Consider the following 14,986-nt stretch of genomic DNA (forward strand, 5'->3'; position numbering starts at 1 on the left):
CGCGAACGCCTTCAGTGCCAGGTGCAGCATCACGATGGAGTCCTTGCCGCCGGAGAAGAGGATCACCGGCTTCTCGAACTCGCCCGCGACCTCGCGGAAGATGTGCACCGCCTCCGACTCCAACGCGTCCAGATGACTCAGGGCGTAGGCGCTCACACCAGCCCCCGTTCGGCCAGCACGGCGTACACCGCGTCCGCCGACTCCCGCGGCGTCTGCAGGTGCGCGGGCAGCACCAGGGCCGGATCGGCGGGAGCCTCGTAGGGATCGTCGACGCCGGTCAGGCCGCTCAGCTCGCCCGCCGCCTGCCGGGCGTACAGGCCCTTCACGTCCCGCTCGCTGCACACCTCGACCGGGGTCGCCACATGTACCTCCAGGTACGGGGTACCGCTCTTCTCGTGCCGCTCGCGGACGGCCTCGCGGCTGTCCGCGTAGGGCGCGATGACGGGCACCAGGGACAGCACGCCGTTCCGGGCGAGCACCTCGGAGACCAGGCCGATGCGCTGCACGTTGGTGTGCCGGTCCTCGCGCGTGAAACCGAGGCCCGCGGACAGGAAGCGCCGGATCTCGTCGCCGTCCAGCACCTCCACCCGGCGCCCCTCGGCGCTGAGCCGGTCGGCGAGCCGCCGGGCCACGGTCGTCTTGCCGGCGCTCGGCAGCCCCGTCAGCCAGACGGTGGCGCCGCCCCGGCGCCGGCACTCCGGGCAGAGAGGTGTCGTCCCGGTCACGGCAGGTACCCCCAGGCCTCGCACATCGGACGGAGCACGGCGGGGACCTCCTCGGCCCTCGGCAGGGTGCGCCCCGGCTGGACGGAGCCGGTGCGGATGTTGGCACGCCAGTCGCCCAGGCCCCGGATCAGCTCGGCGTCGCCCTTCTCGCCGTAGGCCGTCATGCCGGGTTCGTACTCCAGCCCGAGGTGGGCGCAGAGCCCCCGCATCGTCTTCTCAGGACTTTCGGTGATGTCCTCGTAGCGGACGGTGTACCCGTCCGGGTGATGGGTGCGCGCGTCCTCGACGGCCTCGAGGTAGTGCAGCGCCTCCGCGGCCGCCTTGTCGTAGGGCCGCTTGTCGGGGTCGCTCTCGTGCCAGGACCGGGCCACGGACTCCGGATGGCGCAGCAGGAAGACGAGCCGCGCGTCCGGCCAGCAGTCCCGGATGCGCTGGTGCACGAAGGCGTTGCCCGGTGTCTTCTCGACGATGAAGTCCTTGCCGGATCGGACCAGTTCGCGGTGCAGCACCCGGTCCCAGAGCAGGTGCTCCAGATCGCCGCGCGCGAGGCCGAGGGCGTCCATGGCGCGTTCGGGCACTCCGCCGGCCACGCCCACCTGAAGGTGGCGCAGGTGCAGTTCGTGCGGGGCGTGCAGGCGGGAGTGGGAGCCCATCATCATGCGCAGCAGGGTGGAACCGGAGCGTACGGAGGAGATGATGAAGACCGGTTGCCGCAGCAGCCGCTCGACCGGCAGGTCGTCGGCCACCGGACGTCGGTAGGTCGGCTCGGGCGCTTTCGCGGGGGCCGCCGCGGCCGGCCTCTCGGGCGCCGGCGCCGGCGCCTTCCTTACCTGGAGGCCCGTCGTGGCGGTGAGCGCCCGGTTCAGGTTGCGCATGAGACTCATGCACAGAAGTTAAGTAAGAAATCTGAGAAGACGCTCGAAGAACTCTGAGCGTTCCCTTACCCGTCAGGAGAGTGAGGAGGGTCACGTTCCCCCGATCGGGGGTCACACGATCCCGGCGAAGGCCGCCCCTGCTTCACGCAGTCGCTCGTGCAACGCGCGGAACACCGCCGCCGAGCGCGTCCCCGGCCAGTCCCCGGGCAGCAGGCGGGCGGGCAGGCCCGGATCGGTGCAGGGCAGCCGGCGCCAGGAGTCCAGGGCGAGGAGGTAGTCCCGGTAGGCCTCCTCGGGTGGGGTGTCGGTACGGCCCTCCCAGGCCTGAAGGAGGCGTGCGTACCGGTCGAGGAACGCCTCGTGCCCCTCGGCTATCGCCGCCAGGTCCCACCAGCGCGCGACCGAGTCCACGGTGGGGGTGAAGCCCAGGTGCTCGCCGCGGAAGAGATCGACGTACGGCTCCAGGCGCAGCCGCTGGAGCGTGTGCCGGGCTTCCTCGTGCAGTCGGGCCGGAGCGATCCACACCCCGGGTGCCGCGGTGCCGAAGCCGAGTCCGGCCAGGCGGGAGCGGAGCACATGCCGCTTCTGCCGCTGGGACTCCGGTACGGAGAACACCGCCAGCACCCAGCCCTCGTCCTCCGGCGCGTCCGTGGTGTGGATCCGCCGGGCCTGATCCTCAAGCAACTGCCGTGCGTCCGTGGAGAGTTCATAGCCCACCGCGCCCTGCGCGGTGCGTGCCGGGAGGAGCAGGCCGCGCCGTTTGAGCCGGGACACCGACGAGCGGGCGGAAGGGGAGTCGACGCCGACCGCGGCCAGCAGCCGGATGAGTTCGGCGACCGGGACCGGACCGGGCGCGAACCGGCCGTAGGCGCCGTAAAGCGTGATGATCAGGGACCGTGGAGCATGCTGGTCGGACACGTTGATCATCTTAGGTCGTCGCCATCCGGGCTGGTCGCCGCGGGTGTCACCGGTCCGGTGCACCGCACGGACCGCGCGCGGCCCGTCCGCCCGCCCGCCGAGCGGCCGCGGATCGCGCGGCCGACGCGTCGCCCGGGTTCGTCGCCTCTTCCTGGTTCGCGCCGTCCTCCTGGTTCGTGCCGTCCTCCAAGGCCGTGCCGTCCCCGCGGCCCGCGACGAGCGCCGCCCGGCGCGGACTCGCCGCCGATGGGGTGACGGTCACGCACCCGGGCGCGTCCGACCGGTACCAGTGGAACCCCCCGACCTCCAGGAGGTATTCATGTTCTCGCCTTCCCCGTGTTCCCCGCGTCCCGCGCGCGCCCCGCGCTCCCGGCGTCCTGCGCTGGGCGCGGCCGCCGGCGCGGCCGTGCTGCTGCTCGCCGCCGCGGTGCCCGCGGGCGCGGCCGCGCGCGACGCGTCCTCGGCGTCCGGTCCGTACGAGACCGTGACGGTCGACCCGACCGGCCGGCTCGCCCCGGACGGCTCGGTCACCCTTTCCGGCACCTACCGCTGCCTCGGCAGCACGGGGCCGGTCTTCGTCAGTTCCACCGTCGGCCAGAAGTCCCCGACGGTGCGGTACGGCATCGGCGGCACCCGAGCCGTGTGCGACGGCGTCGAGCACCGCTGGGCGAACACGGGCACGCCCTCCCGGGCCGCCCTGCAGCCCGGTACCGCCCACGTCGAGGCCACCGTCATGGAACTGCGCCCCAGTGGCGCGCTGCCCCTGCCCTGGTTCCACGCGGTGCGGCGCCAGGACGTCGCGCTGGCACGGGACTGAGACCGACCGCTCGGGCCGGTGCCCGCCGGCCCCGGCGCGTATCGGCCGCGCATCCTTGCAACAAGGTGAAAATCCCCGCACCGCTTTGCGGGAGCACGGTGCCGGACGGGCGCTCCACGTGGCCGAAGGACCGGTCGACCGGACGACGGGCACCCCCGCGGTGCTGCGCGGCAAGCCAGCCGGCACCAGGTGGACCGGGGACGTAATCCGCTTGCGGGGATTGCGCTAGTCTTGCGTGTATGACGCGACGACTTGCTCAGGTGGCTAAGAAGGTCGGGGTCAGCGAGGCGACGGTCAGTCGTGTCCTCAATGGCAAGCCCGGCGTGTCCGACACGACGCGCCAGGCCGTGCTCACCGCCCTCGACGTGCTGGGGTACGAGCGGCCGACGCAGCTCCGCGGGGAGCGCGCCCGGCTCGTCGGTCTGGTCCTGCCGGAACTGCAGAACCCGATCTTCCCGGCGTTCGCCGAGGTCATCGGGGGTGCCCTGGCCCAGCAGGGACTGACGCCCGTGCTGTGCACACAGACCAAGGGCGGTGTCTCCGAGGCCGACTACGTGGAACTGCTGCTGCAGCAGCAGGTGTCCGGAGTCGTCTTCGCCGGCGGCCTGTTCGCGCAGGCCGACGCACCGCACGACCACTACCGGCAGCTCGCGGAGCGGGACATCCCGGTCGTCCTGGTCAACGCCTCGATCGAGGGTCTCGACTTCCCCTGCGTCTCCTGCGACGACGCCGTGGCCGTCGAGCAGGCCTGGCGTCACCTCGCCTCCCTGGGGCACGAGCGGATCGGGCTGGTGCTCGGCCCCAGTGATCACGTCCCCTCGCGCCGGAAGCTGGTAGCGGCACGCGCGGTGGCGGAGGCCGCGGGAGGCAAGCTGCCGGACGAGTTCGTCGCCCGTTCGATGTTCTCGCTGGAGGGTGGGCAGGCCGCGGCGGCCCGGCTGCTGGACCTGGGGGTCACCGGCGTCGTCTGCGCCAGCGACCCGCTGGCCCTGGGGGCCATCCGGGCGGTGCGTCGGCGGGGTCTTTCGGTACCCCGTGACGTGTCGGTCGTCGGTTTCGACGACTCCGCCTTCATGAACTGCACCGAGCCGCCGCTGTCCACCGTGCGCCAGCCCATCGAGGCGATGGGCCGCGCCGCGGTCGAGTTGCTGTGCGCCCAGCTCCAGGGGACCCGCTCGCACCACGGCGAGTTGCTGTTCGAGCCCGAGCTCGTGCTGCGCGGTTCGACCGCCCCGCCGGCCGGCTGACCGTCCGCCCGCCACCTCCCTCGCCCTCCTCTCCTTTCCCCTCTCCTTCCCTCCGCTCCACTCCACTCCCAACCTCCCTCCCCTTCCGGCCGGCTTCCTCCCTTCTCCTCCCGCGCCGGTATCGGCGGGCCGCCCTCCCGGGCGTCCCCGTCGATACCGGCGCTTCGTCGTGTCGTCCCGCCGCACCGCGGCCGGGCTCCACGCGGCCGGACCGCGAGGGCCCGGCCCAAATAAACAGGCGCAAGATGTAGACGAGTTGACAGAGTTCTGGAACTCTCTGAGCGTCCAACGCAAAGAAGAGACAGCGCTGTGCTTCTTGTGGACGAGCCGGGCAGAGCCCCCCACAGAGCCGCACCTTCGCGCCGTCCGATGCGAGGGAGATCGAGGGACTGATGAGATTCCACAGACGGGGATCACGGGTCTTGAGCGCCGTGATCGTGACCAGCTTCCTGACCCTGGCGGGTCCGGTGGCGACCGCTCGCGCGGAAGGAGGACCGAACATCGCGCTGGGGGACCGGGCTTCGGCGAGCAGCGCCCTCAGCGACTACGCGGCCGCGAACGTCACCGACGGCGACCAGGGCAGCTACTGGGAGAGCGCCGGCGGCGACTTCCCCCAGTGGGTGCAGGCCGACCTCGGTACCACACAGAACGTGGACGAGGTCGTGCTGAAGCTGCCGGCCGGCTGGGAGAGCCGTGACGAGACGCTCTCCGTGCAGGGAAGCGCCGACGGCACCAGCTTCAACACGCTGAAGACCTCGAACAGTTACACCTTCGGCCCGGCCAACGCCAACACCGTGAAGGTGGTGTTCCCGGCGGTGCGGACCCGCTTCGTGCGGATCGCGATCACCGCGAACACGGGCTGGCAGGCCGCCCAGTTGTCGGAACTGGAGGTGCACGGCGCGGACGCCTCCTCGACGAACCTGGCGTCCGGCCGCACCCTGACCGCCAGCAGCCACACCGAGGTGTACACCGCCGCCAACGCCAACGACGGCAACCCGGCCACCTACTGGGAGAGCGCCAACAACGCCTTCCCGCAGTGGCTCAGCGCCGACCTGGGCTCCTCCGTCCGGGTGGACCGGGTGGTGCTGCGCCTGCCGGCCGACTGGGAGAAGCGCACCCAGACACTCAAGATCCAGGGCAGCGACAACGGCACCGACTTCACCGACCTGACCGCCTCGCAGGCCTACACCTTCGACCCCGGCGGCGGGAACGAGGTGACCATCGCCTTCGACGCGACGACCACCCGCCACCTGCGGGTCCTGGTCGGCGCGAACTCGGTCCAGCCCGGGGCGCAGATCTCCGAACTGGAGGTCTACGGCCCGGACACCGGTGACACCCAGGCCCCCAGCGCCCCCGCCGACCTGGCCCTCACCGAGCCGGCCACCGGGCAGATCCGGTTGACCTGGAACGCGGCCACCGACGACACCGGGGTGACCGGGTACGACGTCTACGCCAACGGCTCCCTGCTGACCAGTGTCGCCGGAGACGTCCTCACGTACACCGACACCCGGCCGACGAGCGAGACCGTCACCTACTTCGTCCGAGCGCGGGACGCGGCCGGCAACCAGTCGGCCGACAGCAACACCGCCACCCGCACCGGCGACCAGGGCGACACCCAGGCCCCGACCGCGCCGTCCGGGCTGGCGTACACCGAGCCGGCCGACGGCCAGGTCAAGCTGACCTGGACCGCCTCCACGGACGACACCGGGGTGACCGGGTACGACGTCTACGCCGACAACACCCTCCGCGGCAGTGTCGCCGGTGACGTGACCACCTACACCGACACCCAGCCCGCGACCAGCACGGTCACCTACTACGTGCGGGCGAAGGACGCGGCCGGCAACCAGTCCCCGTCCAGCAACAGCGTGACGCGCAACGGCAGCGGCGGCGGCTCCGACCTCGCCGTCGGCAAGCCCGTCACCGCCTCCTCCCACGTGTACACCTACGTCGCCGCGAACGCCGACGACAACGACGCGTCCACCTACTGGGAGGGCGCCGGAGGAAGCTACCCGAACACCCTCACCGTCCAACTCGGCGCCAACGCCGACGTCGACCACCTGGTGCTGCGGCTGAACCCGGACTCCGCCTGGTCGAAGCGTACGCAGACGATCGAGGTGCAGGGCCGGGAGCAGAGCTCCGACACCTTCGACACGCTGGTGGGTGCCGAGAGCTACACCTTCGACCCGGCGAGCGGCAACACCGTCACGGTGCCGGTGTCCGCGCGAGTGGCGGACGTCCGGCTGAAGTTCACCGCCAACTCCGGTTCCGCCGCCGGACAGCTGGCCGAGTTCCAGGTGATCGGCGTCCCGGCACCCAACCCGGACCTGGTGGTGACCGGGCTGACCGTGTCGCCCGCGGCGCCTGTCGAGTCCGACGACGTCGAGGTGTCGGCCACCGTGCGCAACAGCGGCCCGATGAACGCCCCGGCGAGCACGCTGGCGGTACGGCTCGGCGGCACGAAGGTCGCCACCGCCGACGTGGGCGCCCTGGCGGCGGGGCAGAGCAGCACCGTCACCGCCTCCCTGGGGCAGCGCGACGCGGGCACCTACCCGCTGAGCGCGGTCGCCGACGCCGGTGACGCGGTCATCGAGCAGAACGAGACCAACAACACGTACACCAGCCCCGACCCGCTGGTCGTCAAGCCCGTCTCCTCCTCCGACCTGGTCGCCGCCTCGGTGGCCACCTCGCCGTCCAGCCCGTCGGCCGGCGACGAGGTCACCTTCACGGTGAAGCTGGCGAACCAGGGGACGATCGCCAGCGCGGCAGGCGACCACGGCGTCACGGTCACCCTGACCGACTCCTCCGGCAGCACCGTCAGGACGCTGACCGGCACGCACACGGGCTCCCTCGCCGCAGGGTCCTCGGCGGACGTGGAACTCGGCCCGTGGACCGCCGCCGACGGCTCCTACACGGTGCGGACCGTCATCGCCGACGACGCCAACGAGGTCCCGGTCAAGCGGGAGAACAACACCTCCAGCAAGCCGCTGTTCGTCGGCCGCGGCGCGAACATGCCGTACGACATGTACGAGGCGGAGGACGGCACGGTGGGCGGCGGAGCCAGTGTGGTCGGCCCCAACCGGACCGTCGGCGACCTCGCGGGCGAGGCCTCCGGCCGCAGGGCGGTCGTGCTGGACACGACGGGGGAGTACGTCGAGTTCACCACCCGCGCCGCCACCAACACCCTGGTGACCCGCTTCTCCATCCCGGACGCGCCGGGCGGCGGCGGCATCGACTCCACCCTCGACGTCTACGTCGACGGGGTCTTCGAGAAGGCGCTGCCGCTGACGTCGAAGTACGCCTGGCTGTACGGGGCGGAGACCTCGCCCGGCAACTCCCCGGGCGCGGGCGCCCCGCGGCACATCTACGACGAGGCGCACATCCTGCTCGGCGAGACCGTCCCGAAGGGCAGCACGATCCGGCTGCAGAAGGACGCCGCGAACACCTCGACCTACGCCATCGACTTCGTCAACCTGGAGCAGGCCACGCCGGTCGCCAACCCCGACCCGGCCGCGTACGCGGTGCCCGCCGGATTCACCCAGCAGGACGTGCAGAACGCCCTGGACCAGGTGCGGATGGACACCACCGGCAAGCTGGTGGGCGTCTACCTGCCGCCCGGCGACTACCAGACGTCGAGCAAGTTCCAGGTGTACGGCAAGGCCGTGAAGGTGGTCGGCGCCGGACCCTGGTACACCCGCTTCCACGCGCCGTCGACGCAGGACGACACCGACGTCGGCTTCCGTGCCGACCCGACGGCCGACGGCTCGCTGTTCAAGGGGTTCGCCTACTTCGGCAACTACACCTCCCGTATCGACGGGCCGGGCAAGGTGTTCGACTTCGCCAACGTCTCGGACATGGTCATCGACGACATCTGGGCGGAGCACATGGTCTGCCTGTACTGGGGCGCCAACACCGACCGGATGACGATCCGGAACTCCCGGATCCGCGACACCTTCGCCGACGGCATCAACATGACCAACGGCTCCACCGACAACCACGTGGTCAACAACGAGGCGCGCGCCACCGGCGACGACAGCTTCGCGCTGTTCTCGGCGATCGACGCGGGCGGCGCGGACGAGAAGAACAACCTCTACGAGAACCTGACCACGACACTGACCTGGCGGGCCGCCGGAGTGGCCGTCTACGGCGGCTACCACAACACCTTCCGCAACATCCGCATCGCGGACACCCTGGTCTACTCCGGCATCACCATCTCCTCCCTGGACTTCGGCTACCCGATGAACGGCTTCGGGACCGATCCGACGACCTTCGACGGCATCACCATCGAACGGGCCGGCGGGCACTTCTGGGGCAACCAGACCTTCCCCGGGATCTGGCTGTTCTCCGCCTCGAAGGTGTTCCAGGGCATCCGGGTCAACCACGTCGACATCGTCGACCCCACCTACAGCGGGGTGATGTTCCAGACCGACTACTCGGGCGGCCAGCCGGAGAACCCGATCAAGGACACCGTCTTCACCGACATCTCGATCTCCGGTGCCCACCGTAGCGGGGACGCCTGGGACGCCAAGTCCGGCTTCGGCCTGTGGGCCAACGAGATGCCGGAGTCCGGTCAGGGGCCGGCCGTCGGTGAGGTGACCTTCAACGGGCTGACCCTGAACGACAACGCCGTCGACATCCGCAACACCACCTCCACCTTCAAGATCAACATCAACGGCTGACGGCGCTCCCGGGCCGGGTCCCAGGGTCCGGCCCGGGTTCCAGGGTCCGGCCCGGGTTCCTGCAAAGTGCTTGCGGGACAGTGCCGCATCCTTGCTCCGCCTTGCACGCGATTTGATACCGGCTCCTGCGTCACTCGGGGTTCCCGAGCGGCGCGGCGGGCGATCCGGTGCGGTGCGGCCTGCCCTGCGGCGCCTCGGGGCGGGCCGCATCGGCATGCCCGCACACGCCGGGTGTCGACGCACTCTGTCAAACAATTGCGAATTTCACGCGAGATATTGCGCCCTCTTGTGGGTGGTGGTTGAGTGTGCGACGCCCCACACCGCACGGAGTCGCACCGGCGGTGGGGCGCGCTCACCGTTCATGCCCGAAGGGGGCCACCCATGAGATCTGCCCGGTACCGCCGTTCCCGCCGCGCCAGCGCGGTCGCCGCCGTCTCCGCGCTCACGCTGACCGCCCTGGCCGCTTGCGGCACCAGCGCGAGCGGCAACGGCTCCGGCGGCTCCGACGGGGGCGGATCCTCCGACCCGGCGGCCCCGCTCGACCCGAAGACCAAGGTGACCATCAGCATCGACTGCATGCCCCCCGCGGCGAAGGCGGCCGAACTCAAGGAGTGGAAGGAGGACGTGGCCGAGTTCAACAAGACCTACCCCGACGTGACCATCAAGGGCCGCTCCACCCCCGGCCAGTGCCTGGAGCCCCCGCGCTTCACCGCGATGCTCAAGGCCCACTCGCAACCGGACGTGTTCTACACCTACTTCACCGACCTGCCGCAGGTGCTCGACAACAACGGCGCGAGCGACATCACGGCCTACGTCAACGCCAAGACGGTCCCGCTGCTGAAGGACATCGACCCGAACGTCCTCGGCTCGCTCAAGCAGGACGGCAAGCTGTACGGGCTGCCCACCAGCAACTACACCATGGGCCTGCTCATCAACCGCAAGCTCTTCAAGCAGGCCGGCCTCGACCCCGACAACCCGCCGCGCACCTGGGACGAGGTCCGCGCCGCGGCCGAGAAGGTCTCCGCCCTCGGCGGCGGAGTCTCCGGCTACGGCGAGTACAGCGCCGCCAACACCGGCGGCTGGCACTTCACCGCACAGGTGTACAGCCGCGGCGGCGACGTCGTGGACGCCACCGGCAAGAAGGCGGCGTTCAACGACGACATCGGCCGCCAGGTGCTGCAGAACCTGCACGACATGCGCTGGGACGACGACAGCATGGGCAAGACCCAGCTGCTGAAGTGGGGCGACCTGCAGAAGCAGATGGCCACCGACAAGCTGGGCATGTACCTCGCCGCCCCGGACGACATCGCCTACATGGTCCAGCAACTCGGCGCCCAGTACGAGAACTTCGGCATGGGCCCGATCCCCGGCGGCAAGAACACCCTGGCCGGCGGCAACAACTACATGATCAAGAGCGGTATCTCACCCGACAAGATCAAGGCCGCGATCGCCTGGCTGAACTTCAAGAACCTCACCGTCGGCAAGGGCCAGTTCGACTGGGCCCGCACCAAGTCCGACAAGCTCCCGGTCGGTGTGCCCCAGCCCAACTTCTGGCTCGGCGACTCCAAGAAGAAGGACGACGCCGCACGCAGGACCAACGCCACCATGCCGGTCGAGAACTTCCGCACCTTCATGGACAACCCGGTGCCCGGCAAGGCGGAGCCGCCGAAGGCCCAGGAGATCTACAAGGTCCTCGACAACGCGATGTCCGCCGTCCTCACCGACAAGAACGCCGACATCGACAAGCTGCTCTCCACGGCCGAAGGCCAGGTGAACCAGGTCCTGGCCAACCAGTGACCGTTCCCCGGCGGGGGCGGGCCACCGGGCCCGCCCCCACCCCAGCAGCCCGGCAGTCCCGCACCAAGGAGAGACGATGGCGGCCCCCAGCCCGACCCCCGGCACGGCGGACCCCGCGCGCCCCGCGCCCCCGCGCCCTCGGGCGCCGCGCCCGGCGCCCGTGCGCCCGGCGGGCACCGCACCCCCCTCCGGCCGTTTCGCCCGGAGCCTGAAGCGCAACCTCACCGCCCACGGCTTCCTCATCGGCGCGGTCGTCTGCTTCGCGGTGTTCAGCTGGTACCCGATGATCCGGGAGTTCCTGCTCGCCTTCCAGAAGACCGACCAGGGCGGTACCAGCTGGGTCGGCTGGCACAACCTCACCACCGTCTACCACGACCCGGCGTTCTGGCAGGCCTGGCGCAACACGCTGCTGTTCACCGTGCTCGCGCTGCTGCTCGGCTTCGCGGTGCCGTTCGTCACCGCCGTCGTCATCAACGAGTTCCGGCACGGCCAGGGCTACCTGAGGCTCCTCGTCTACCTGCCCGTCATGCTCCCGCCGGTCGCCTCGGTACTGCTCTTCAAGTACCTCTACGACCCCGGGTACGGCCTGTTCAACGAGGTCTTCCGGTTCCTGCACCTGCCCGAGCAGCAGTGGCTCCAGGACCCCGACCTGTCGATGCCGTCCGTCGTCGTCGCCGCGACCTGGATGAACATGGGCGGCGCCACCCTCATCTACCTCGCCGCCCTCCAGGGCATCCCGGGCGAGCTGTACGAGGCGGCGGAACTCGACGGGGCCGGCCTGCTCCGCAAGGTCTGGCACGTCACCATCCCGCAGACCCGCCTGATCCTGTCGCTGATGATGCTCATGCAGATCATCGCGACCATGCAGGTCTTCGTCGAGCCGTTCCTGCTGACCGGCGGCGCCGGGCCCGAGGGTTCGACCACCACGGTCGTCTACCTCATCTACCAGTACGCCTTCAACTTCAACAACTACGGAGCCGCGGCGGCCCTGGGCCTGCTCCTGCTCGTACTGCTCGCCGGGTTCTCGGCGGCGTACGTGAAGCTGAGCCGCGACGACGCCGAGTAGACCGGGGGAGACCGGCATGTCCACACGCACACTCATCTCACCGGCCCAACTCGCCCGGCCCCGCGGCAGACTCGCCTACTGGACCGTGTTCGCCGCGGTGGTCGCCCTGTTCACCCTGGTGTTCCTCGGCCCGCTCTACTGGATGGCCTCCAGCGGCGTCAAGGACGCCCAGGAAGTGGTCAGCACACCGCCGACGCTGGTCCCGCACTCCTTCACCCCGGGCAACTACTCCCGGGCCTGGGACGTGATGGACCTGTCCAGCCTGCTGTTCAACACGCTGTACTACGCCTTCGGCGCCCTGGCCTTCCAACTCGTGCTGGACGTCGCCGCCGCCTACGCGCTGTCCCGGCTCCGCCCGGTCCTCGGCAAGGCGATCCTCGGCATGATGCTGGCCACCCTGATGATCCCGGCCACCGTGCTCGTCGTGCCCCAGTACCTCACCGTGCTGGACGTGCCGCTCGTGCACCGCAACCTGCTGAACACCCCCTGGGCGATCTGGCTGCCGTCCGTCACCAACGCCTTCAACATCTTCCTGCTGAAGCGGTTCTTCGACTCGATCCCCAAGGAGATCCTCGACGCCGCGGCGATGGACGGCGCCTCCCCGACACGCACCCTGCGCTCGGTCGTGCTGCCGATGTCCCGCCCCATCCTGGGCGTCGTGTCGATCTTCGCGGTGGTCAACGTCTGGAAGGACTTCCTCTGGCCGATGCTCACCCTGCCCGACCCGGCCCGGCAGACCCTCAACGTGGGCATCTACTCCCTCTCCAACGGTGTGCCCGTCAACATCCTGATCGCCGCCCTCACCATCGCCTCGCTGCCGACACTGCTGATCTTCCTGGTGTTCCAGCGCAACATCATGAGCGGCCTCACCGCCGGCGGACTCAAGGGCTGACCGCCCCCCGCCCGGCCCGCACACCCACCGTCCTTCGCCGCCGGCCCGTCCGACGCCCCGCAGCTCCGGGCCGGCGGCGAAGATCAACCCTGCCCGAAAGGACCGTCACGTGGCAGCCTCCCACCGCCCCGGCACCCACCCCTGGTGGCGCGACGCCGTCATCTACCAGGTGTACCCCCGCAGCTTCGCCGACGGAAACGGCGACGGCACCGGCGACCTCGCGGGCGTCCGGGCGAGACTGCCCTACCTCGCGGAACTCGGCGTCGACGCCGTGTGGTTCACCCCCTGGTACGTCTCCCCGCTGGTGGACGGCGGCTACGACGTCACCGACTACCGCGCCATCGACCCCGCCTTCGGCACCCTCGCCGAGGCCGAGAAACTCATCGCCGAGGCCGCCGGACTCGGCATCCGGGTCATCGTCGACATCGTCCCCAACCACGTGTCCGACCAGCACCCCTGGTTCCGCGCCGCACTGAGGGCCGGACCGGGCAGCCCGGAACGCGAACTGTTCCACTTCCGGCCCGGACGCGGCGAGCAGGGCGAACTGCCCCCCAACGACTGGCCGTCCCAGTTCTCCGGACCCACCTGGACCCGCGTCGCCGACGGCGAGTGGTACCTCCACCTGTTCACCCCGGAGCAGCCCGACCTCAACTGGGCCCACCCCGCCGTCCGCCGGGAGCACGAGGACATCCTGCACTTCTGGTTCCGCCGCGGTGTCGCAGGCGTCCGCATCGACTCCGCCGCCCTGCTGGTCAAGGACCCCGCACTCGCCGACTTCGAGGAGGGCGTCGACCCGCACCCGTACATCGACCGGGACGAACTCCACGACGTCTACCGCTCCTGGCGCACGATCGCCGACGCCTACGGCGCCGTGTTCGTCGGCGAGGTGTGGCTCCCGGACGCCGAGCGCTTCGCCCGCTACCTGCGCCCCGACGAACTCCACACCGCCTTCAACTTCAACTTCCTGACCTGCCCCTGGGAGGCCGGCCGGCTGCGCGCCGCCATCGACGCCACGCTCGCCGAGCACGCCCCCGTCCACGCCCCCGCCACCTGGGTGCTCTGCAACCACGACGTCACCCGCACCGTCACCCGGTACGGCCGCGCCGACACCTCCTTCGACTTCGCCACCAAGGCCTTCGGCACCCCCACCGACCCGGCCCTGGGCACCCGCCGCGCCCGCGCCGCCGCCCTGCTCACCCTCGCCCTGCCCGGCTCCGTCTACCTGTACCAGGGCGAGGAACTGGGCCTGCCCGAGGCCGAGGTGGAACCGGACCGGATCCAGGACCCGATGCACTTCCGGTCCGGGGGGACCGACCCGGGACGCGACGGCTGCCGCATCCCGATGCCGTGGGACTCCCGCGAACCCTGGTGCGGTTTCGGCTCCGACACCGAGCCCTGGCTGCCCCAACCCGAGAGCTGGGGCGACCACGCGGTGGACCGGCAGTCCACCGACCCCGACTCCATGCTCAGCCTGTACCGGCAGGCCCTGAGCCTGCGCCGCTCCCACACCGGCTTCGGCGACGGACCACTGACCTGGCTGCCCGCCGACAACGGTGTCCTCGCCTTCGCCCGGCCGCAGGGCCTGGTCTGCGCGGTCAACCTCTCCGACCGCCCGGCCGCCCTCCCAACACCCGGCACACCGCTGCTCGCCAGCGGACCCCTCGGCGCCGGCGGAACCCTCCCGCCCGACACGGCCGTCTGGCTGCGGACCCGGCCGGACGCCGCCCCGGACACCCGAGAGAAGTGAGCCCCACGATCCCCGGACGCCTCAGAACCCGCGCCGGCGGCGGAGCCACCGCCGGGAGGATCGGAGTTCACCCTGGACGACCGGGGCGGCAACGACGGCGGCCGGCTCGCCGACTGGCTGCTCCCCAACACCCTCACCTGCGACGACCACCCGCCGGTGGTGCCGCCGCCCCCGTCGCACTGGTGACGCCCCGGCCCGCCGCGCGGGGGGCGCCCCCCGTGGCACG

At 70.9% G+C, this 14,986-nt stretch carries 11 protein-coding genes; 7 read left to right on the forward strand and 4 right to left on the reverse strand.

Translation table 11 applies throughout. From position 1 onward, the window contains the following. The 4 genes from ACL02U_RS31850 to ACL02U_RS31865 all read right to left on the reverse strand — a co-directional run. Positions 1–156, reverse strand: a 156-nt coding sequence (locus ACL02U_RS31850) for a phosphoadenosine phosphosulfate reductase family protein (RefSeq protein WP_412794492.1), incomplete at its 3' end; no start/stop codon positions are given. Then, positions 153–725, reverse strand: a complete 573-nt coding sequence (cysC, locus tag ACL02U_RS31855) for an adenylyl-sulfate kinase (RefSeq protein ID WP_412794482.1) — start codon at positions 723–725, stop codon at positions 153–155. The genes ACL02U_RS31850 and cysC, both read right to left, overlap by 4 nt. Beyond that, positions 722–1,609: a sulfotransferase family protein gene (locus ACL02U_RS31860; RefSeq protein ID WP_412794483.1), complete on the reverse strand. Its 888-nt coding sequence runs from the start codon at positions 1,607–1,609 to the stop codon at positions 722–724. Before ACL02U_RS31860 ends, cysC begins: the two co-directional genes overlap by 4 nt. Before the next feature lie 102 nt (positions 1,610–1,711). Next, positions 1,712–2,527, reverse strand: coding sequence for a PaaX family transcriptional regulator C-terminal domain-containing protein (locus tag ACL02U_RS31865; RefSeq protein WP_412794484.1), 816 nt, complete (start codon positions 2,525–2,527; stop codon positions 1,712–1,714). 310 nt (positions 2,528–2,837) lie between these two features. On the opposite strand from ACL02U_RS31865, the gene ACL02U_RS31870 reads away from it, so the two are divergent. The 7 genes from ACL02U_RS31870 (at position 2,838) to ACL02U_RS31900 (ending at position 14,760) form a co-directional block, all read left to right on the forward strand. Further along, a complete protein-coding gene (locus tag ACL02U_RS31870; protein ID WP_412794485.1) occupies positions 2,838–3,335 on the forward strand; it encodes a DUF6299 family protein in 498 nt (165 codons plus the stop codon). Between the two features lie 239 nt (positions 3,336–3,574). Next, entirely contained in the window at positions 3,575–4,582 is a 1,008-nt protein-coding gene (locus ACL02U_RS31875) for a LacI family DNA-binding transcriptional regulator (protein WP_412794486.1), read from the forward strand. 392 nt (positions 4,583–4,974) lie between these two features. After that, entirely contained in the window at positions 4,975–9,258 is a 4,284-nt protein-coding gene (locus ACL02U_RS31880) for a discoidin domain-containing protein (RefSeq protein WP_412794487.1), read from the forward strand. Positions 9,259–9,639: 381 nt separating this feature from the next. Next, positions 9,640–11,055 (forward strand): extracellular solute-binding protein, encoded by a 1,416-nt coding sequence (locus ACL02U_RS31885; protein ID WP_412794488.1) that lies wholly within the window; start codon positions 9,640–9,642, stop codon positions 11,053–11,055. Positions 11,056–11,131: 76 nt separating this feature from the next. Beyond that, positions 11,132–12,121 (forward strand): carbohydrate ABC transporter permease, encoded by a 990-nt coding sequence (locus ACL02U_RS31890; protein ID WP_412794489.1) that lies wholly within the window; start codon positions 11,132–11,134, stop codon positions 12,119–12,121. A gap of 16 nt (positions 12,122–12,137) precedes the next feature. After that, positions 12,138–13,013: a carbohydrate ABC transporter permease gene (locus tag ACL02U_RS31895; RefSeq protein WP_412794490.1), complete on the forward strand. Its 876-nt coding sequence runs from the start codon at positions 12,138–12,140 to the stop codon at positions 13,011–13,013. Between the two features lie 109 nt (positions 13,014–13,122). Next, entirely contained in the window at positions 13,123–14,760 is a 1,638-nt protein-coding gene (locus ACL02U_RS31900) for a glycoside hydrolase family 13 protein (RefSeq protein ID WP_412794491.1), read from the forward strand. Positions 14,761–14,986: the final 226 nt, after the last annotated feature.

Origin of the sequence: Streptomyces sp. MS06 (genome assembly GCF_047200655.1) — a bacterium.
GTDB lineage: Bacteria > Actinomycetota > Actinomycetes > Streptomycetales > Streptomycetaceae > Streptomyces.

Excerpts from the sequence above, each read along its gene's own strand:
- ACL02U_RS31860 (WP_412794483.1), bottom strand. The coding sequence starts at position 1,609 with ATGAGTCTCATGCGCAACCTGAACCGGGCGCTCACCGCCACGACGGGC.
- ACL02U_RS31865 (WP_412794484.1), bottom strand. The coding sequence starts at position 2,527 with ATGATCAACGTGTCCGACCAGCATGCTCCACGGTCCCTGATCATCACG.
- ACL02U_RS31870 (WP_412794485.1), top strand. The coding sequence starts at position 2,838 with ATGTTCTCGCCTTCCCCGTGTTCCCCGCGTCCCGCGCGCGCCCCGCGC.
- ACL02U_RS31875 (WP_412794486.1), top strand. The coding sequence starts at position 3,575 with ATGACGCGACGACTTGCTCAGGTGGCTAAGAAGGTCGGGGTCAGCGAG.
- ACL02U_RS31880 (WP_412794487.1), top strand. The coding sequence starts at position 4,975 with ATGAGATTCCACAGACGGGGATCACGGGTCTTGAGCGCCGTGATCGTG.
- ACL02U_RS31885 (WP_412794488.1), top strand. The coding sequence starts at position 9,640 with ATGAGATCTGCCCGGTACCGCCGTTCCCGCCGCGCCAGCGCGGTCGCC.
- ACL02U_RS31890 (WP_412794489.1), top strand. The coding sequence starts at position 11,132 with ATGGCGGCCCCCAGCCCGACCCCCGGCACGGCGGACCCCGCGCGCCCC.
- ACL02U_RS31895 (WP_412794490.1), top strand. The coding sequence starts at position 12,138 with ATGTCCACACGCACACTCATCTCACCGGCCCAACTCGCCCGGCCCCGC.